Source organism: Vibrio sp. VB16 (genome assembly GCF_015594925.2).
Classification (GTDB): domain Bacteria; phylum Pseudomonadota; class Gammaproteobacteria; order Enterobacterales; family Vibrionaceae; genus Vibrio.
Window position 1 is genome coordinate 188,214 of sequence record NZ_CP087591.1, and the last position, 19,806, is coordinate 208,019.

General features: G+C 43.8%; 18 protein-coding genes. All 18 read right to left on the reverse strand.

The window, feature by feature from the left end; genetic code table 11:
- Window positions 1–50: 50 nt before the first annotated feature.
- The gene (locus IUZ65_RS17420) at window positions 51–1,337 is read right to left on the reverse strand and encodes a hypothetical protein (protein WP_195705309.1); all 1,287 of its coding nucleotides are present in this window, start codon (window positions 1,335–1,337) and stop codon (window positions 51–53) included.
- Window positions 1,318–1,632 (reverse strand): DUF2249 domain-containing protein, encoded by a 315-nt coding sequence (locus IUZ65_RS17425; RefSeq protein WP_195705310.1) that lies wholly within the window; start codon window positions 1,630–1,632, stop codon window positions 1,318–1,320. The genes IUZ65_RS17420 and IUZ65_RS17425 overlap by 20 nt, the downstream gene beginning before the upstream one ends.
- A gap of 7 nt (window positions 1,633–1,639) precedes the next feature.
- Window positions 1,640–2,089 carry a hemerythrin domain-containing protein gene (locus tag IUZ65_RS17430; RefSeq protein WP_195705311.1) on the reverse strand — a complete coding sequence of 150 codons (450 nt, stop codon included), beginning with the start codon at window positions 2,087–2,089 and terminating at the stop codon, window positions 1,640–1,642.
- A 92-nt stretch (window positions 2,090–2,181) separates the two neighbouring features.
- On the reverse strand, window positions 2,182–3,360 hold the full coding sequence (locus tag IUZ65_RS17435) for a hypothetical protein (RefSeq protein WP_195705312.1): 1,179 nt from the start codon (window positions 3,358–3,360) through the stop codon (window positions 2,182–2,184).
- Window positions 3,360–4,034: an energy transducer TonB gene (locus IUZ65_RS17440; protein ID WP_195705313.1), complete on the reverse strand. Its 675-nt coding sequence runs from the start codon at window positions 4,032–4,034 to the stop codon at window positions 3,360–3,362. The genes IUZ65_RS17435 and IUZ65_RS17440 overlap by 1 nt, the downstream gene beginning before the upstream one ends.
- The gene (locus tag IUZ65_RS17445) at window positions 4,035–4,439 is read right to left on the reverse strand and encodes an ExbD/TolR family protein (RefSeq protein ID WP_195705314.1); all 405 of its coding nucleotides are present in this window, start codon (window positions 4,437–4,439) and stop codon (window positions 4,035–4,037) included.
- Entirely contained in the window at window positions 4,436–4,969 is a 534-nt protein-coding gene (locus tag IUZ65_RS17450; protein WP_195705315.1) for a MotA/TolQ/ExbB proton channel family protein, read from the reverse strand. The genes IUZ65_RS17445 and IUZ65_RS17450 overlap by 4 nt, the downstream gene beginning before the upstream one ends.
- 11 nt (window positions 4,970–4,980) lie before the next feature.
- On the reverse strand, window positions 4,981–6,297 hold the full coding sequence (locus IUZ65_RS17455; RefSeq protein ID WP_195705316.1) for a MotA/TolQ/ExbB proton channel family protein: 1,317 nt from the start codon (window positions 6,295–6,297) through the stop codon (window positions 4,981–4,983).
- Window positions 6,294–7,052: a DUF3450 domain-containing protein gene (locus tag IUZ65_RS17460; protein WP_195705317.1), complete on the reverse strand. Its 759-nt coding sequence runs from the start codon at window positions 7,050–7,052 to the stop codon at window positions 6,294–6,296. Before IUZ65_RS17460 ends, IUZ65_RS17455 begins: the two co-directional genes overlap by 4 nt.
- Window positions 7,053–7,079: 27 nt before the next feature.
- Window positions 7,080–9,074, reverse strand: a complete 1,995-nt coding sequence (gene fhuB / locus IUZ65_RS17465) for a Fe(3+)-hydroxamate ABC transporter permease FhuB (protein WP_195705318.1) — start codon at window positions 9,072–9,074, stop codon at window positions 7,080–7,082.
- Between the two features lie 2 nt (window positions 9,075–9,076).
- The gene (locus IUZ65_RS17470) at window positions 9,077–10,024 is read right to left on the reverse strand and encodes an iron-siderophore ABC transporter substrate-binding protein (RefSeq protein ID WP_195705319.1); all 948 of its coding nucleotides are present in this window, start codon (window positions 10,022–10,024) and stop codon (window positions 9,077–9,079) included.
- The gene (locus IUZ65_RS17475; protein ID WP_195705320.1) at window positions 10,018–10,785 is read right to left on the reverse strand and encodes an ABC transporter ATP-binding protein; all 768 of its coding nucleotides are present in this window, start codon (window positions 10,783–10,785) and stop codon (window positions 10,018–10,020) included. The genes IUZ65_RS17470 and IUZ65_RS17475 overlap by 7 nt, the downstream gene beginning before the upstream one ends.
- Window positions 10,773–11,507, reverse strand: a complete 735-nt coding sequence (locus IUZ65_RS17480) for a siderophore ferric iron reductase (protein WP_195705321.1) — start codon at window positions 11,505–11,507, stop codon at window positions 10,773–10,775. The genes IUZ65_RS17475 and IUZ65_RS17480 overlap by 13 nt, the downstream gene beginning before the upstream one ends.
- Window positions 11,508–11,563: 56 nt before the next feature.
- Window positions 11,564–13,729 (reverse strand): TonB-dependent siderophore receptor, encoded by a 2,166-nt coding sequence (locus tag IUZ65_RS17485; protein ID WP_443083760.1) that lies wholly within the window; start codon window positions 13,727–13,729, stop codon window positions 11,564–11,566.
- Window positions 13,730–13,894: 165 nt separating this feature from the next.
- Window positions 13,895–14,794: an AraC family transcriptional regulator gene (locus IUZ65_RS17490; RefSeq protein ID WP_195705323.1), complete on the reverse strand. Its 900-nt coding sequence runs from the start codon at window positions 14,792–14,794 to the stop codon at window positions 13,895–13,897.
- Window positions 14,795–14,838: 44 nt separating this feature from the next.
- Window positions 14,839–17,760 (reverse strand): multiheme c-type cytochrome, encoded by a 2,922-nt coding sequence (locus IUZ65_RS17495; protein WP_195705324.1) that lies wholly within the window; start codon window positions 17,758–17,760, stop codon window positions 14,839–14,841.
- 33 nt (window positions 17,761–17,793) lie between these two features.
- On the reverse strand, window positions 17,794–19,176 hold the full coding sequence (locus IUZ65_RS17500; protein WP_195705325.1) for a hypothetical protein: 1,383 nt from the start codon (window positions 19,174–19,176) through the stop codon (window positions 17,794–17,796).
- A complete protein-coding gene (locus IUZ65_RS17505; protein ID WP_229638226.1) occupies window positions 19,176–19,769 on the reverse strand; it encodes a hypothetical protein in 594 nt (197 codons plus the stop codon). Before IUZ65_RS17505 ends, IUZ65_RS17500 begins: the two co-directional genes overlap by 1 nt.
- Between the last annotated feature and the right edge of the window lie 37 nt (window positions 19,770–19,806).

A 19,806-nucleotide genomic window follows, 5' to 3' on the forward strand; every position in this document is an offset into this window, starting at 1 on the left:
ACATGTTAATTGTCGCACAGTGTAGCGGCTTTAATTTTAAAATCCACTGCTTACGCAGCAAGCATTTTTTCTCTTAGTTTCGAGTGTAGAATAAATGCTCTTAGCAAATTATAACCAATACACATCCAATTCAACATGATACAGACACCAATACTGATGGTAAGTTGTGGTACAAAAAAGCTGGTCACAATCGATAATAAGACGGCTACATATAGCCAGTACTGTACCTTACCTTGCTTTCGACTAATCAAACTGTAGTGATCGGGCAGCATCATCATAGAGGCGGGATTCGCCATCGCAACTTTCTGCAGGTGTAACGTGATCAGAAAAGGGACAATTTTGAGCAACATTCCTTGTATTACACCAATAATAAAACCAAGAGCAATCACCAACCCTAACAGAATCTCTAGTTTTCCCTTTATAGCCGCAGGGAAGTAAGGCAGGGCGATAATAAACAAACAGCCAATGGCAAGGCAACCGTAACCCACTCGCCAATAATTGATCACCACATCGGGCAGTTTTCTTCTTCGCTTACTAAGCTGAACACTGCCAACTACAGCGTAAGCAATACCAACTAAAGCGTTAAACACGCCGACATAATAGAGGTTATATCCTGCGAAGGTAGCCAGCGTCATCATGACCAACGAAAATACGGCACCAAAGACGAGTGTATTACGCCAAACTTTGGGGAAGACCGGGGTGACATGAAACATAGGAATTACTTGAAAACTGACGGCCATCACCAGCAGTAGCACCCAGCCAAAGATACCAATACTCGCATGAAAATTGGTTAACGCTTTACCCACGGCAGGTTGAATTCCCCATAAGTAGCCAGAGATAAGCAACAAGCCAGCAATCAGTAGCAACCCTAACGAGAAAACTGCCAATAAAATAGGCAATCTTGTCTGTTCTCCTCCGGCATTTCTAATTAAAACCCATGCCAATGTAAGCACAAAATAACCGACACTCAGACCTAGAAAAACAAAGCCAAAAACAAAACTAACCCACCCCATAAACGCAGCGGCCAGTGTTAAGGTTCCGGCTATCATCCCCGTATGCATCAAAGCCAGCCGTGATTTTTCAATGGTGATAGGCGCGCCACATAACACAGGCATTATCTGAAACAGTGACCCTATCATTATCATTGCCATAACACCTAAAGCGAACAAGTGCGTAATAGCAAGTGAAGCAGGCATCCATCGGCTCAACCAAATTTGGCTACCTTGGTCTATAAGTAAAATAGAGCCAAGGAGAGCAAAAATTGGGGCGGTAAGATAAAAACGTAATGGAACATCGAGTCTAGGAATGGCATCGAAATTAAGTCCAGTCATTCTCATTGCTACGAGTCCTCACGTATTCTGTTGTATCGGCGTCATCTCGATGCCAGATAAATATAAGGTGCTTGCCTTCATCTATCTCCACATGCCGATATAAATACTTGGATTGGATAATTTCAAACAGAGGGGCGGGTTTTCGCCTATGTGAAACCCGTAGTAGACCACCCATCGGCAAACCAGATAACACTTTGGTTATCTCCGTCATAGGGTGAGGAGGCTCCAAAATACTCACATCGAGCCTGAATATATCTGGCAAATTAGGTGACCGAATATTTGTCGTGCCGTCATTAACCATAGCTCGATTAACCTCGAGAAGTTGACAGTTGGCTATCCATTTGTGATACGACTTCATCATTGTTCGGCAAATGCATATCGGTCATAGGGTAAAGCATCTGTTCTTCTTTCATATTATGCTGTTGAATCAATAACATGACACTTTCAACTATGCCCATGGCTCTGTCTAGGTTCTTATCTTGAATGGCGTTATTCATCTGTTCGAACATCCCTTTTACCTGGCTATGTTCTGAACGCATAACCATAGTCGGGCCACTCGTCATACCGGTTTTTTGTTCAAATGCTGGAAAAAGAATCTCCTCTTCCGCTGTAAAGTGCGCCACCGTCTCTTGCTCAAATATCTGCCAAGCTTGACTAAACCCAACCCAATTTTTATCAGCCAATAAACCTTCAGCGTCAACCAATAGGTTGTCACACGTTTTGTGGTGTTCCGTCATATAATTTTGGATAGAAGACATCGAGGACCTCTTAAGTCGTATTTCAAAGAATCAATATAATTATTAATGACCTAGAATTATATACCTTTTAAGGTGTATTTTACCGTCGATCATCAATCTTCACTCAAATATTTAATCCAACGCAGGCTTTCTTCGCTCGATTCTATCCTGTGTAACTCAGTGGCGACCTGTAATGCTTGTTCCTTTTTTCCGATCGCGCTCAGTGCTTGCGTTTTTGCCAACAACATTTGACTTGTCTGGTTGGTCAGCTTATCAATGCTAATTAATGCCCGTTTATAGTCCCTCATTTTCAGTAACAAAAGCGCATGTTGCCAATAAAACTTATTGTCAATTTGTGCCGCCTTAAGCCAAATAGAGGCGGCCTTATCCCACTCTTTCGCCGCCTGCCAATACTCCGCTTGTTGGGCCCGCAATGTGGCACTGCTATCTAGCCCTTTTAACCTTGCATAGGTTTGTGCCGCTTTTTTGGGAACCCCATCCTGTGCATACAATTGGGCCATCAACATCAGATATTGATCACTCAACTCAAATCCTACACGATCCGCTTGTTGCAAGGTAATCAGTGCTTGCTGCTGCTGTTGCGTGTAAATATAGAGTGTAATCAGTTGACGCCACCATACGTACTTGTCTGGTTCTAATGTTCTCAAAGACAACGCTGTTGGCACTGCATTTTGCCATTTCTTCCGTGCAAGCTGAGCCCCAAGCAGCATATTGAGCGGCATCACTTTCAATGGAAGTTTTGCTTGTTGACGATATCGTTGTTGATGACCAATCGACAACTCGACTCGCGCCCACTCCTGTTGTTGATATTGTGCTTGAGCGATTCGAAGCCATAGCCATTCAAGATCTTTGGCTTGCTCATACGCGGGTAATAACTTTTGGTAGTGGGATTCTGCCAATTTATACTGACCTTCCATCAATAAGATATCGGCTAACATTTGTTGTGTATCTCTCTGCTGAACGGTAGGTAATGCCTTTTGATTGATAGCCAACGTCAACGTTTTGATTGCCAGTTGTGATTGCTGAGTTTGCCAATAAAGTCCACCTAGCATACGATTGACATACGCGAAATCATATTGTCCGCTGGGGTTTAGATTTGTAAGTACGGTGATCGCCTCATCCGGTTTTTCTTTACGTTGCAATTCATAGGCAATTTGCACCTGCCGAGCAGTGCGATGCGATAACTCTTTTGATTCCGCCCATGCGACAGGTGACGCCAGTAACCAATAGAGCATCGCTAGAAAAAGAATCGAGATTGATTTACGTTTCATCACTGGATTTTAAACTCCAGTTTTACTCGTTGACCGCTTCTGACTTGTGCCAATCCGTTCACCATCATTGGTTGATATTTCCATCGCTTTAATGCTTTTAGCGCTTCCCGGTTAAATATTCGCGACGGATAAGACGCTTCTATCTTAATATTTTGGGGCTTTCCAGCGCGGTCAATATCAAAAGAAAACACCACATAACCTTCTATTTTTCTCTGCAGCGCTTTTCTTGGATAGATCGGATTCATGCGGTGCAAAGGCATTACTTGCTGGGTTTGTCCCATTTGCACCGGTATTGGTTGCTGGGCTAATTGAGTGTTTGTGGCCTTTGGACTTGGAGTACTCGGCACGACGACGGCAAATTTCATGTCTGTCACCGACAGATCTAAGTTTATCTCTGGAACTGGCGCTAACGTCGGCGTATTCAATGAGACATCCTGCTGAGGCTGAGCCAATGCCTGCTGGGGAGGTAAAGGTTTCATTTCCGGCGGTTTAGGGAGTTCACGACTTTTCCGTTGACTTAGCGACTCAGTTTCATTCATAAAGAAATCAAATCGTATCGACTCATTTTCTGGCTTGCTCTCTATGGTATTGAGATCCACCATCCACGCCATCATACCCATAAGGCTATAGCTTACGAATAACGCAACCGGCAGAGCCAATAGGAAGCGAAGCATCTATTTCTTCTCCGTCGCTAAAGCGATATTAACAATGCCGGCACCCTTGGCTGAGTCCATAACCGAAATTACCGTACCGTTAAACGCAAATTCATCGGCCTGAATTACCACCGACGCGTTAGGCTGATCGGTTAAAAGCTGCTCTAAGTTAGCCTGCACTCTCTCTTTATCCACGATACGCTTGTCGATATAGATCTCATTATTGGCGGTAATCGCAATGAAGATACCCGCTTCTTTTTGACTAACGGCATTAGAGGCTTGAGGTCGATTGACCTCAATACCTGATTCTTTAACAAAAGAGCTGGTGACAATAAAGAAAATCAGCATGATAAATACGATATCGAGCATCGACGTCATATCTATCTGTGCTTCATCTTGATTTTTTTTGCGGCTGCCTAATCTCATGTTCGGCTCCTCATTAACTTCTCTAAATGCACTTCTCTTTTCTCCAATGCGGCAAACAGTTGGGAATAGCAAAATACCCCAGCCAATGCAGCAACCATACCCGCCATTGTTGGTAGCGTTGCCATGGATATACCCGATGCCATCAGCCTAGGTTGCGATGTTCCTTCTACCGCTAGCACATCAAAAACGGAAATCATCCCTGTCACCGTACCGAGCAAACCAAGCATAGGAAACAGGCTGATGATCAATTTAAGCAGATTGATATTCTGAAACAGCTCTATGTGTGCTTGATTGACCCAGGCGTCGCGCTGTTTTTGTGCGTACCAGGAATGGTGGTCACCCCTTGCACCCCAATTTTTTAGCCACTCATTTTGTCTTTTGGGAAACGTAACCAACAGGTAGAGAACCCGTTCGATGGCAATAAGCCAAAACAGCAAGATAAGGGAAGCTAACCACCAAAGTATTGGGCCACCTTTGGACATAAATTGCGCCAATGCATTCCCAAAGCCAAGATCAGAAAATAAGCTCATCCATTCCACGTTTAGCTCTGCCTCAAATATTGTTCAGCGCGTTGGGCCACTAGGCCAACGCCTTGTTTTTCTAACAATGTTCGTACGTTTTCGGCTTGTGAGCTCAATACATTGTGCATAAACAGCAGCGGCATAGCGGCGACTAAGCCAAGTACCGTTGTAATGAGTGCAGTAGAGATACCGGATGCCATCATTCGTGGATCGGCATTGCCAAACTGAGTAATCACTTGGAATGTTTCTATCATCCCTGTCACCGTACCTAGCAGGCCTAACATAGGGGATAAAGCAGCAAGGAGTTTGAGCATAGAAAGCCCTCGGTCTAACTTCTGTTGCTCGTCTAATATCGTTTCATACAGGCGCAGTTCTAATGCTTCTACGTTGGGTGACTGATCATACTTATACACACCTAAAACTCGACCTAGTGCATTATTTCCTATGGTATCTTTATCTTTCAGTTGAACGTTAATGTTGTGTCGGCTTATAAACAAGAACGCCCCTTGAACCAAACCGATAAGCAAGCCGATGGAGAGCAGTGCTAATATCACTTTACCGATAATACCACCTTGCTCGATTCTTTCCTTTATGGTCGGGGTCAATGAAAGTTGCTTTAGTAATTTGCCACCAGATGGGTCAAAGGCGAACAATGCCGAGTTCACCTCAGCTAGGCCAACCTGAGGTAGATATTGAGGTTGAACTTGATAAGGCTTAGCGCCTCTTTGTTCACCCGACCAATCTAAATAACCACCATTGTCTAACAACCCAAATGAGCCGATACGCACAACACCTTTACTGGTGACAATACCATCAGGTAAAACGTACGGTACTTCTAACTCTGTAATCGTTGAGCCCACTTCTAACTGACGTTCAAACGCATGCCAAAGAGAATATAACTGAGACTTGGAAGGTAACGTTTTTGCGGCAACGATAGCGTCAACAACGCGTAAAGAATTGGCCTCTCCAATCGCGGTAATTGCGCTCTTTTGAACAAATTGGAACTCTTTAGCAACCTGCCTAACCACGCCAAAAAGCTCTCCTAAGCTGCCAGACTCTAAATGAAGCTTTTTCTCTGTTTCCGCAAGAACTTGTTCATTATGGCTAAACTGGTCGCTGATTCTCTCTATATTGGATTGTAACGTCCCACGTTTTACTAACAGCTCATCGCGTAGTTGAACCAACGCTTGCTCTTGTGCTTTAAAAGATTGCTCCCTGTTTTGATTGGCGACATTTTCTTCGACACGAACCTGTTTCGTCGTGTCCAATAGATCGGACTGCGCGTGAACATTAGAAACCAAAAGGGTCAGCAAAACGAAACTGATTATGTTTTTCATTTGTTCACCTCCTGTGTGGAGAGGGGCAATAACAAAAGAGTAGGTGCTACACGTTTATTAGCCACCAAAAACGCATTATCTAGATCACTAATTAACGCCGAATTTAACGAACTCCATGTCTTCTTTTGGTCACTCCAAACCCAGTATTCTTTCTTATCTAGGCTGCGAGCAATGAATGAAACATGCCCAAGATAAAGCTGTTCAGCCTCGCGAATCACGCCGTCAATCTCTATGGCGCTGGTATAGGTTCCAAGTTTGTTTACGTAATCGAGTTCTATCTGGTAAGCCTCTAAGATACGACGAAATTTTTCAGCATCGCTAATATCGGCTTGTATCATAAGCTGACGCAGTTGCGTCACTCTATCAACGCGTGCATCTAGACGTATCGGCATATCGTGTTCAATATATGTCGCTAGACCATCCAACATCTGATACATCAACGGTACAATACTCTGCCTCGTTTCCGCTATGTCATCTAATTGCGATTCTACGCTGGAGAGCTCTTGTTCTTGGCTAAGAATTAAATTGCCAAGATGGTCTTTATAAATCGTAAGTCCATCCACCTCAGCCTTCAGCGAGTCAATTTCAGATTGTAGATCAAAAGCATGGTCTGAACTGTCGCTCACAACATGTTGACTGCGCCCTGCGTCTTTAATAATAGCTTGCTCTACTTTAGCCGATTCAGTGAGCGAACCAGCATTAACGAATCCTGTTACTGCCACGAGGCTTAACGCCGCTATGCTTTTTAATCGCATTTTATTTCCATGTTTATTCATAAAAAATTAGCTTTTTGTTCGCCCTTTAATGAGCAGAAGTATGAAATAGACGCCACCTATGATGGACACTATCGTACCCGCCGCGATTTGCGATGGATACACTATATTTTGTCCTAACCAATCTGAAAAGAGCATAAGTGTGCCCCCTATCAAAGCAGTAGTAATTAATTGCTGTCCTACCTTTCTTGCACCCAACATGACCGAAATATGCGGTGCTAACAACCCAACAAATGCCACTGGCCCCATAAAACTGGTTACCACACCACATAGTAATGCTACACAACAGAGTAAAATGATAAATACTCTGCCAACATTAATTCCGCGCGATTGCGCAAAAACTCGACCAGCGGAGATAAGCGTCAACCATCGCTGTGTTAGGAAAACGAAAGCGATCAATATCGCAACCATCACCGCTAATATGACAGCGTATTGTGGTGATACTCTATAAGTAGAGCCCGCTAACCAATTTAGAATAACATAAGAGTTCTCATCGCCACGTACCAATGAAAATTGGACCATAGCCTCAATCAGAGCCGTTAAGGCAATCCCAATAAGTACCATCATAGATGGTGCATAGTGATGTCTTCTACCCAATAGAAGCAAAATTGCGAGAGCCAGTAAACTACCAAAAAAGGCGATTAAAGGTGCCGCTTCAAATATATTAAAACCTAAAAACAGGCTGCTACCCACTAGCGCAAATGTCGCACCAGCGGAAAGGCCCAAGATATCAGGACTCGCTAATGGGTTATAAATCAAACGTTGCAACAACACCCCTGCCACACCTATACCAGCACCAGCGGATAACGACGTTAACATTCTAGGCCAACGGAGTTCTAAACCAAACTCACTCGGCCACTTTAGTGACCATACGATACTTTGATCTATCACTTGTTTAGAAACAAAAATGGACAGAAAGAAAACCCCTATCAAAACGAAAACCACACCGATTATCGTCTCTATTTTGAACATAAAGTTGGTCTTAGGTAAGGTGAAAGAAAGGCTATCTTGCGCTTTCAATTGCGTACGGGAAAAATAGATCAGAGCCGGAGCCCCAATAAATGCCGCTGCTATACCACTTGGAACAATATCTAAACTAAGCGAGCTCAACCAAATGGCTAATGTATCCGTAAATACGAGCAAAAACGCCCCCAAAACGGTACTTAAATTTAGCTCCGCCAATGGTGTTCTCGCCCCTAATTTCCTCGCGATATTTGGCGCTAATAGTCCGATAAAGCTGATGACGCCAACGGTAGAGATAACGGCAGAGACAACCCAAAGGCCCAAACCAATTAACAACAGAAACATAGGAACGATATTCAAACCCCGAGCCGCGGCATTCGTCTGCCCTAATCTTAGTAAAGCTAACACTCGTGGTGCGAACGCAAAAATCAGCAAAGCAGGCATTAACTTAGGCAACAACCACCTTACTTGATCCCAGCCATTTTGCGCTAAATCCCCTGCGCCCCAAATAAACAGATTCTTAGAGGATTGTTCATTGAGTAAAATAATCGCGGTGGCGATAGCGCCTAGAAGAATATTCACGGCCATCCCGGCGAGCACCACTGGTAATCCAGATAAGTTCCTCAAACCAGAAATAAGAATCACCAGCAACAGAGTTAGCATCGCCCCAAGCAAAGCAAAAATAGTTGAAAAATCGCTGGCTAATGCCGGGAACCAGATATTGCAAACGACAAGCGCCAACCATGCACCTGATGCCGAACCAAGGGTTAATGGTGAGACCAATGGATTTTGGGTTAACTGTTGCATCAAACTGCCCACCAACCCCAATGTGGCACCCACCACCAACGCCATCATTAGCCTAGGCAATCGAGATTCAAGAAATAGAATTGAAACATAATCAAACTCTTCATTCGCGCCATAAAACCATTTTTGCAATGCGTTCATTTGCATCTGAACGCTCATATCACTGGTTATCTGTAACGACAATATCAAACCTAGAAATAAAAAGATTAGAGCGGAAAAATAACGTTTTTTGATCATAATTAATTCGTTTTTACGGTGTGAGGCGCGATCTCTAACAACGCGGTTGATAACACTTGAGCATTATAGAGAATCGACATGGCACCGCCGTAATTCCATACCGCAGACACACTATTAACCCTGTCATTTCTTACGAATGGCATCGCCTTCCATAACACCGAATTTGTCACCTTATCCTCTTGTTCAAAAGGCTTGAAGTAAAGTGCTACGCTTGCATCCGTTAACTCGAATAACGCTTTCAACCTTTTTTGAGTTACCCCCCATTGAGTAGCAGGTTGAGGTAACGCTGGTGACACCCCTAATTGCTGCAGCGCAAACTGTGTAATCGAATTATCACCATACAAATAGATCGATGAAGTGCTAGAGAATCGAAAGGCGGCAACGGTTGGGAGTTTCCCATTGTAAGCCGTTTCTAAACCATGCTTTAGTTGCGCTAGTTCATAAAACATATCCGTTAGTTTTTCTTCCGCGTACGCTTGCTTACCTAGTACTTTCGCAATGCTACGGAAGTTTTGAATGGCCGCCTTCACGTTGTCATGATCGGCACTGAAGGTTTCAAAAGTAAGCACGGGCGCAATGCGTTCTAGCCTCGGAATGAGATCGACTTGTGGTGATGAGATAATGATGACATCCGGATTTAGTTCTGCTAAACGCTCTATATTAGGCTCTACTCTGGTGCCAATATCCTGTACTGAGCTCGGTACTTCTGGCTGCACGACCCATTCGCTATATCCAGTAATATTGGGCATAGCCACTGGGACGACACCCAATTCCAAAACCTGTTCTGCTATATCCCAGTTCAATGCGGCTACTTTAACGGGCACTTTTGAAAGTATCTGTAGACCCCTCGTGTCTTCTATTTGTATTTGAGAAGACGTCGGCTCTATTTGGGCAAAAGAATAGCCAGAATAAAGAGAGCATAGTGTTATTAATATTGATTTAATTAGCATATAACCGCCACTTTAGCGTTTTTATCTGGGTGATTGATTAATTGGACGTGGGCAGAAAATAACTCTGTGAGTCTATTTTCATCGTGTAAAACGCTCGCATCGCCTTCGAATGCAATGCGACCTTGCTTCAAGGCGATGACTTTTGTGGCATATCTAAGGGCTAAGTTGAGGTCATGCAAAATGACCACTACGCCCTTCCCTGTCTCTTGATTTAATCGTTGTAACAAATCCATTATCTGATACTGATATTGGATATCTAATGCGGACGTAGGCTCATCCAAAATAAGCAAGCCAGACTGCTGTGCAAGCAACATCGCAATCCAAGCACGTTGCCTCTCTCCACCAGAAAGTTCGTCGGCAAGGGCGTGTCGAAATTTACCGATCTGAGTTTGTTCTATCGCTTGATCTATATATAAACCATCTTCTTTCGTCCAACGAGAAAGTACGCCACGCCAAGGATATCGACCTAAACGGACGAGCTCTTCAACACTTAATCCTGCCACTTCTGGTAATGTCTGTGGCAGGTACGCAATCTCACGGGCCAGTTTTTTACTACTTAAATGACGTAACAATGTACCTTTCCATTTCACACTCCCTTCATCAGGGCGTATATGGTTAGCCAATAAATTCACAAGCGTCGACTTTCCTGAGCCGTTGTGCCCCATTACGATCGTGAGCGCTTTGGGGTCAATAGAGAGCTGATCGACATCTAAGATCACTCTTTGGTCTCGGGTCACCTTAATATTCTCTAACTGGTACATATTCGTTCTCTTTTTCTAGGGCAATTTGAGCAAAGCTGACCTTGTTCTGTTTTGTACACAAGGCAGCAACTGCGCCTAACAAACCGCAACGACCCGTCCATAGACTCTGAATATGACCGTAGATTATTGAGTGGCAGTCGGCATGAAGAGAGCCACAGTTCAGCATGGTGATACAATATCTGGTTATCTATATCTGGCCTTGCTACCCGCAGTTTCACTAAACTCTCAAGCAATGCATCCGCGAGAATCTGTCTCGTAAAACCAGGGCGACACCGTAACCACGAATCGATCAGTAATCGGTAGTGTTCAAACATTTGCGTTAATTGAATACCAGCTCTACTAACCAAGTTAGGGATCTCATCCGTTATAAAGTCGAGCGTCTGAAAACGATATCCCATGATATAGGCGTCTTCTCTTTGTTGAGCAAAACCGTCAAAAGCAGGTAATGCTTGCAGCCCATAGATAGATATCACACTGATGTAAATAGGCTGCCAGCAAAGCAACTCCCACGTTCTTGTTAGCCAATACGCGTGACCCGCTTCTGGATGGGCCAACTCAATAGCACCATACAGATGTTTAATCACGGTGAGGTCGCTTGATTCTCCAACTAACATTGTTGAATCAAAAGGCGCTAAGCCCCCTTTTAGATAAGGCGTAACGGTTTGACACAGGGCGTCTAACTGCTTAAATCGTTCTCTATTTTGTGTTTCAATAATATTCATATTCAAATCGTGAGCGCAGCCTATATTAGTAGGCAGCGCTCGTAAGTTAACGCCCTTTAATATTGGTAGTTGACGTTAAGTTCAACGGTTTGTTCTGCGCCATACCAGCAGTTCGCCGTGTCATAACAGGTGTAATACTCTTTGTTAAACAGGTTACTCGCAGAAAGATTCACTGTTGCACCTTGCAACGATTCAGATACGCCCTGTAAGTCATACCCTAGGGACAAATCAACCAAGGTGTAGCTTGGAACTTTGCCGGTATTTGCCGCATCTATTTGCATGTCGCCTACATAACGCACACCAGCTCCTACTTTTGTACCCGCAAGGGCACCTTGGGAAATCTGATAATCTGACCAAAGATTGGCGCTATGCTCTGGGACATAAATCGGTGTTGTCCCTTCAAGCCCACCAACGCTATCCTCCGTGATTTCCATATCGATATAGGCGTAACTCGCACGAATATCCCACGCTGATGTAATCGCAACTTGTCCTTGCAATTCAACCCCTTGAGATACCACCTCACCCAACTGAAGTTTTGCTCCCCAAATATCATTTGGGTTGGCCATCAACGCATCACTTTTAACAATGTGGAATACAGAGGCAGAACCGTTAATCGTTCTATCCGCGGATTGATATTTCACGCCAACCTCTACCTGTTCACCCATTTCAGGGTTGTAAGCAACGCCGTCGCTATTTAGCCCAGTAGCAGGTTCAAAGCTGGTCGCATAGCTAGCAAAAGGGGCAACACCATTATCAAATTCATACAGAGCGCCTAACCGATAAGAAAATTGACCGTGATCGGCTTTCGTATCCGTATTTGCACTGCCAACGACGTGTTGAACACTTTTACTTTCATAATTATCATATCGACCACCTGCAATCATAACTAAACGGTCCCAACGTAACTGGTCTTGAAAGTAGACGCCTAATTGCTCAACTGAAATATCATATTTCGCGTTATAATTTTCACTCAATGAGTCTCGGTCTAACAGATTATTGTCCGGTGAGTAGATATTAAACGCATAGAACGAAGCAGAAGAACTCGCATACTCTTTATAAGCGGATTCTCCGTCAAGACGCTGATAATCCAACCCAAACAATAGGTTATGTTCAATATCACCTGTATACACATAACCAGACAATTGGTTATCGATAACATAGCCTTTTGACTCTTCATCGGTACTGTAGATATTTCGAGCTAATGTCCCTGTCGATTCGTCAAAGCTCGACGCTCGGTGATAGGTGTTTTTCTGCGAAAGTTCTGCGTCGGTATATCGGAAGTTTTGCAAAAACGACCAGTTATCACTTATCTCATGGTTGATTTTATACCCCATCATCAAAAACTCTCGCTCAAACGAACTCCAGTTTTTGTCACCTGCAAAGGTAGACGAACTGGTTGCGCCATTCGAATTAGGGTAAATCATCCCGGATGCAGGTAATGAAGAGTTCATACCCATTGCAGGGTCATTCTGATAATACAGATTAAAATTGATCAAGGTTTTATCTGTAACTTGCCAGTCAATTGAAGGGGCAATAACGAAACGTTCTTCTTCGGTGTAATCAACTTGCCCGTCTTGCTTACGCGCTAACGCGATAAATCGATAACTGAGATCACTATCACCAAACTGGCCGGTGGTATCAATGGAGGCTTCAACCAGATTTCGCGAACCTGTAGCAAGTCCAAGCTTCGTCGCAGATTGTTCTTGTGGTGATTTAGCAATCATATTCACCATTCCACCCGGCGGCATTGAGCCATAAAGCACCGATGAAGGCCCCTTAAATATTTCCACCTGTTGTAGAGCAATGGGATCAATTTGTGGCTGCAAATTCCAGCCTGTTAAGGACTGCAAGAGCAATCCATCATAATAGCTTTGTGTCGCATTAAATCCACGAATTGTGAACGTGTCATACATGGTCACCGCACCACCTTTCGTCTCGGTTACGACTCCGGGGGCATAACGAAGTGCTTGGTTTAGCGATTTAACGTTGCGTTGTTCTAATTCTTCAGCATCAATAACCGTAATACCTTGGGGTGTTTCTTCTGGATTCAATGAGGTTTTTGTCGCTGTATTTCGGTACGATTGGCCTAGCACCTGAATCGTTTCTGTATTCGATTGGGAGTCTGTCGAGTCTGCAAGTGCGCTAGCAGAAAATGAGAAGCTAAAAGTAAGCGCTATCGCCGTTGTGATTGCACTGAGTTTGAACCCAGCATTGTTGTGAATTTTATTCATAGTAACCTGCATAATAAGAACGGTATTAATATATGTACTGATTTCTCTTAACATTAATGAGAATCATTATCATGCAGATAATAGACGAGTTCGATCGAAAAAAGATAACAATTTGGTGCAACTATCACTGATATTTCTATTGCAGTTAGATAAGGTTTATTGATAAATAGGCAACCAATATTCGGCGAGTATCGTTCGTTGATCATTATCGAAAGGCGGGTGATAAATCTCCATTTCAAACGCATTGTCTACCGCTTTATACCCAGATTCAGGAAGCCACATTGCGACTAACCAAGTTACGGCTTTATAAAATTCATCGACATCGCCTTGATATGGCAAGACGGCGTAGCTGCTCTCTCCTATTTCTAGCTTCTTGCAAATTAATCCATTATTTGAGGACTTTTCTGCCATTATTTTCTCCACGCCCGCCCAATAGATAAGTTCTCCATCTACCTGACTAGGCGACATATCAATGATGCCTATATGGGGTACGTTAACCACATTAGTGAGATCCGTTTGCTTAAAGAATGTCTCCCACGCGTAAGGAACCGTGCTAGAAAAATCGGGTTCTGGCGACTGAAGTCCTCTAATTATCGACGGCACGCCATTGATAGAAAAAGCATTTTTGTGTTCCAAGCGAACTTGATAGAGCGTATTTTCTGGATAGAATACGGATTCACTGCTCTTAATTGGCTTGGTCAAAGGCGTTTTAATTCCCGTCTTTAATCCGTTCGATTGATAGCGTTTAGGTGATACACCGAAGAACTGCTTAAAGGCTCGGCTAAAAGCTATCTCGGAATTAAACCCAAATTCATACGCCACATCTAATATGCGGTGCTTTCCATCAAGCACCATTAATGCTGCTTGACTGAGCTTAATTTCCCGAACATATTGCGCCACACTGAAACCGGTATACGCCTGAAAAACTCTCTGCAATTGCCACCTAGACCAGCAGCTTTTCGCGGCTAACTCGTCTAGGCTTAATGGCTCCTGAATATTGTCATGTATATAGTCGAGCAATTTTTCTATTCTGGTATAAGGTATCTTCGCGTTCACAATCCAAATTCCCTTACCGTTAACATGGCTGAATTAAAACTCATTTATTGCGCCTCATATACAGACACCATTTTTTCCAATTCAATCACTTCAGGGGTTGGAATATTCTCTTCAGGAAACGCCTTCTTCACTTTTTCCGTTAGCGCCTTAGCGAACACCTGATAAAGCACACGCGTTGACACGGTAAGGGGATATTCGACCTCTGTCGGCAACTCAAATACTTCGCGACGAGTTTGACCCGATTTTATACGAGTATCTTTCCCGATCTTCACGTATCGCCAGAAAAGTTGTCCTACTGGCTTGCCCTCTTTATCCACCCCAACCTTAACGAATTTGCGGGCGTCTTTAGGAATATATCCGTCCTTCATCACACCGCTTTCAAATACCTTTTTACCATTGGCGTCTGTCGCAATCACTTCTAACCAAACTTGTCTACGTGCACCGCCCGGCATATCGTGCCCGGAGTTAGCATTGGTGATACTCGCGGTCAATTGATTGCCTGTTTTTTCCACCTGCAACGTAAGAGCCGTTTTAAGAATATCGATACTCAGTTTCTTATGTTCTGGGTTTCTCATTCCTGTAAAGTAGTAGTTACCGCCAACAAAATGATGGGAACGCATATTCGATTTAATAGGACCGTCGTCTGTCGATTGGCCTGCAACGCGATTATCGAAGTCCGTGACATCCTGCGTCATATGACAGTCGATGCAAGTTTTGTGTTTGGACGGATTTTCCGGCGAATTAAACGGTGATGCTAACCACTCACCAAAGTTATCATTAATGATTGCCCCTTGTCCGGTCGTGAATTCGTTATGGCACGTCGCACAGTAGAGTGAACTTTGGTACAGCTCTGGGTTCGAGTAAGACGCTTTGTGTTTGTCTGGTGCGGCATTTATCTGTTTTTCCGATAACCATTTAAGTAGACTGGTATTGGCATCCTCAAAAATATACGCTTCTCTGTCTTTAAGATTAACCGTCATGTCAGTATTGCCACCGGCATTTTCTGCCTTGGTGATACGATGACAGAACACACACCCTGTTCCTCTTTCGTTCACCGAGCGACCATGAACAAACGCCTCAACCAGAGATTCGCCTGCTTTTTCGTACATATCGCCAAATTCTTTTAACGGCTTATTGTCACCATTAATCACCATCTGTGGCGTATGACAGCCTCGGCATAACACTCTAAATTCTTCGCCTTCAACTTTTGCGGCCAGATCTTCATGTTGACGATAGTAAGGGTGATCCATATTCATACCGTGATTCGAATCTGCCCATTGATCGTAGATCGTAGTATGGCAATCCGCACATTCAGCCGAATTGACCCATTCATCCGGATGAGTATAACGTCTCTTGTCATCTAATCTCAGCCACGTAGAGAGGTACGGTAGGTTCTCTTGAGCGCGTACATACTCATTCAACGCGGTCATCATTTTCGCCACTTTTACTGGCGGATTTTCAACGTCAACCAATGCAGAAGCACCCTCCCGCGAGTCACCTCCCATACCACCTTGAGTCTTTTGAATGATATCGACATACGCCCCAACAGGGTCACCTGCAATCATTTTTCTTACATCAACATGCCCCGTCAAAGCGTTCTCAAATCGATTTTTTCTGCCATCTTCCATCAACTGACGATTTGTGAAATTAAATCCGTCGATATGACAAGAATTACAGCTCATCCAAAAATCACCGGCCATAGGAAATTCGGCATAATCGGCGGTGTTAGCGCTATTGAATAACGTTTTACCTAGACGAAGCTGACTTGGCAATGGATCGAATAAGACCAAAGAGGCAAAATTGCCTTCCGCGAGTTTTACTTTAGCAAAAGGCCCCGATTCACCGGTATCAAATTTGGCAATATTCAATGACATCGCATTCTGCACATACAGCTCTCTACCGCTGATCAATAGTCCTTTAGGGTTATCACCCGGTACACCGCGATATATCTGGGTGGCTTTTACCCCTCCTTGAAATTTCTTACGGCGGTGGCGATTTTTGTTTTTCTTTCCTTGTCTGGATAAATCGAAAACCAAAAGATCTTCCGAACCTGCCAACGTAAAGATAACCTTCTTCCCGTCTTCACTAAACTCACCATCGTGGGGATTGGAAACAATTCTGGTACGATTTCCACTCTCTATGATATTGATTTGCTTAAACAGCTGCTTTCGCTCTTGTTCGATTTCCTGTTCATTACCAACCTCTAGATCTAGGATGGAGATAGCTGGAAACACCGTTGATTGAAACTGAAAATCATGACCAAAAGACCAAAGCACATGAGGAAGCCACGCCGTGCTGCCATCTGGGGAGATGACAATATTATCTAGTCTCCGTGGTTTGCCCTGTGAAACGGTTTTGCTTTTATTTTCTTCACTATCGGCGAGTTGAATCACTTTCAACAACGCAGGTTTTATCGCAGATACATCATAGATCGATACCTGCCCCGTTAAGGCATGAGTTACCAATAAACGGTTATCGTCGGTCAACGCCAATCCTCGTGGCGAAGGCTGAGTCGTTACCGTTTCAATCAGTGCACCAGAGCGATCGATGAGTAGTAATTTGTCTTTTTCAAAACTAGTGACGTAAAAGAGCTGATTTTCAGGGCTGAATACCACGCCAAAAGGGCGTGCAGGAACGGGAGTTTCTGATATAACTTCAAGCGAGTTGGCATCTAACATCACCACTTTGTCTTGTAGATAATCCGTCGCCAAGAGCAACGTTTGGTCATCACTAAACGCAATACGACGAATATCTCGTCCTATCGTTTTTTCCTTTATTATCAGGCCATCTTCACGGGAAAGAATACTGACACTACCCGCATCAAAGTTCGCACTGTAAATACGCGATTTGTCTTGATTAAAACGGATAGAGCGGCTCTTATCGCCTGCTATCGCATTATGTGAAATCAAGGCCATTAACAGAAACGCCAACCCTTTCAATAGCTTATCTTTACTGCTTATTAACATCTTTTACTTTGCTCATCGTTTAGGTCAGTTTATTCACTGACTCATTTTGTATAAATATAAACGCCGCTCGCCACTAAACCTTGCTGGAAACTGCGTGATTAATTCATTGTTTTTTAACTTAGTATTAGAAAGTCGCCATGCACGGTCACTTTTTTTATTGAGCGCGATTGCGCTGCTTGGGTAGTACATGTCAAAAACCACGCTGTCAGTCAGCCTATCTTTTAGGAGATTGACGCAATAGTTAGAACCTACAAATTTATTATCCGATTGGTTGTTTATCCACCGTATAGCTTGTTGTACGGGGGCAACGTCAGGTCTTAAATTTATGCTCTGCCAACCTATGATGACAAATCCACATAGCACGAATACAGACGCGACTAGGGCTGTATTTCTTTTTGTATCCAACAATTCATTTAGCTGAAGCGATAACACAATACAAAAAAGTAGGACGACGGGCGCCCAATGTCGCAGGTTTTCTGGGTTTTGGGCCAATAGCATCCAAACCAAATAGATCAGACCTATGCTCGCTATAATGCCTTGCCAACATTGATCCCTGCCGTCAAGTTTGTCACTCGTGGTCATGCCCGAGAACCGGTAAAAACTTGAGAGTCCATAAAGAAGAGAACAAAGTATCAGTATTAGGCTCAATGCCGAGTATTCATTAACGAGCACACCTATCCACTGAGTAACGCTGGCGTCCTGCGTTGAAACGGTATTCCCCCAGATAGTGAAATGCCCTGTTGTAAAACGAATACCCTCTTCTATGTACGCAGCACCGTCCTTGACCCAAATAAACAACAGACTTAATGCCCCTATCAACACCACACTAATGCCCGCTTTTAGGTATGCCGATACTCTTAACCCCTTTGCTTCGGTTATCATAGGTACGATCAGAAAAACCAACACCAAAGGAAAATAAGAAGGCCTCGTAGACAGCATCAAACCGATCCAAACACCCGTGAGAATAAAACGTTTACCCAACGCCATCAGTAGAGCGAACAGTAGACACACCAAGGCCAAAGAATCCGAGAGTCCATTGAGTGCGAGTGCGCCCATTATCGATTGTGTCATCACCAACATACCCGCTAGAGCCGCCGAAAAAATTGATCGGCTAAGCTGCTTCACAAGCACAAATACGAGAATAGGGATCAGCATTACTGACACAAACGAGACCACTACATTTGCCGCTGCAGCTTCTGGGCTAAATATCGAGGCCAACCAACTGGCACCAACAAAGGCTGGATATCCCGGAAAATGCGGACGAAACTCTAGCACTGAAAACCGCTCAATCGCCCGATGAAAATTGAGGGCATCATCACTAGTCAGTTGAAATGGGTAGGCTAACAGCCACATCGCCCAAACAACATAGATGAGAATAAACTGTATACTCAATGTACGACCTAGACGTTCCAGCATCAGTGTTGTCTGACTCCCTGAATCGCTCTGAGTAATTTGGCCTGCTCTGTTTTAAACTGCTCTTGATTTGCCGGCGCTTGACCCACTCCAAACACGCCTGGGTTTCCAATCGATGCCAAAACGCCTTGTATCGCCATGTTGGCTTGCTCCCGCTGAGCGCTTGTCAGTTTTGGCATAATAAGATCGAGAAATAGTTTACTTTTTACCACGAGTACTTTGGCGACCTGATAATCGGCTAAATTGTTTTGTGCCCCCTCTAAGCGACGAACAATCTCCTCAACCACGGCATGGTCAATTATCGCTTCAATTTTCGCCCCATCTTCATTCTCCATTGCTGCATTTATTGGTGTAAGAAGATCCACATTGTGATCACTCAACAGATAATCAAACTCTTCTTTTAGCCCCAAAACCGCGTTTTCAACCGCTGAATAATCATTGGCTTGCAACGCTTGCAATATCACTTCTCTGCCATCTATCAGGGGTTCTTTACCTGCTGCTGCATAAGAATACGCAAACGAGGCCGAAGGTAAGGACATCGCGACAAAAAGAACAAAAGAAAACAAAATTTTCTTACAGCCATCAGTAAACATCATCTAGGTACTTCCTTAATCCAATGATTCAACGTGTTTC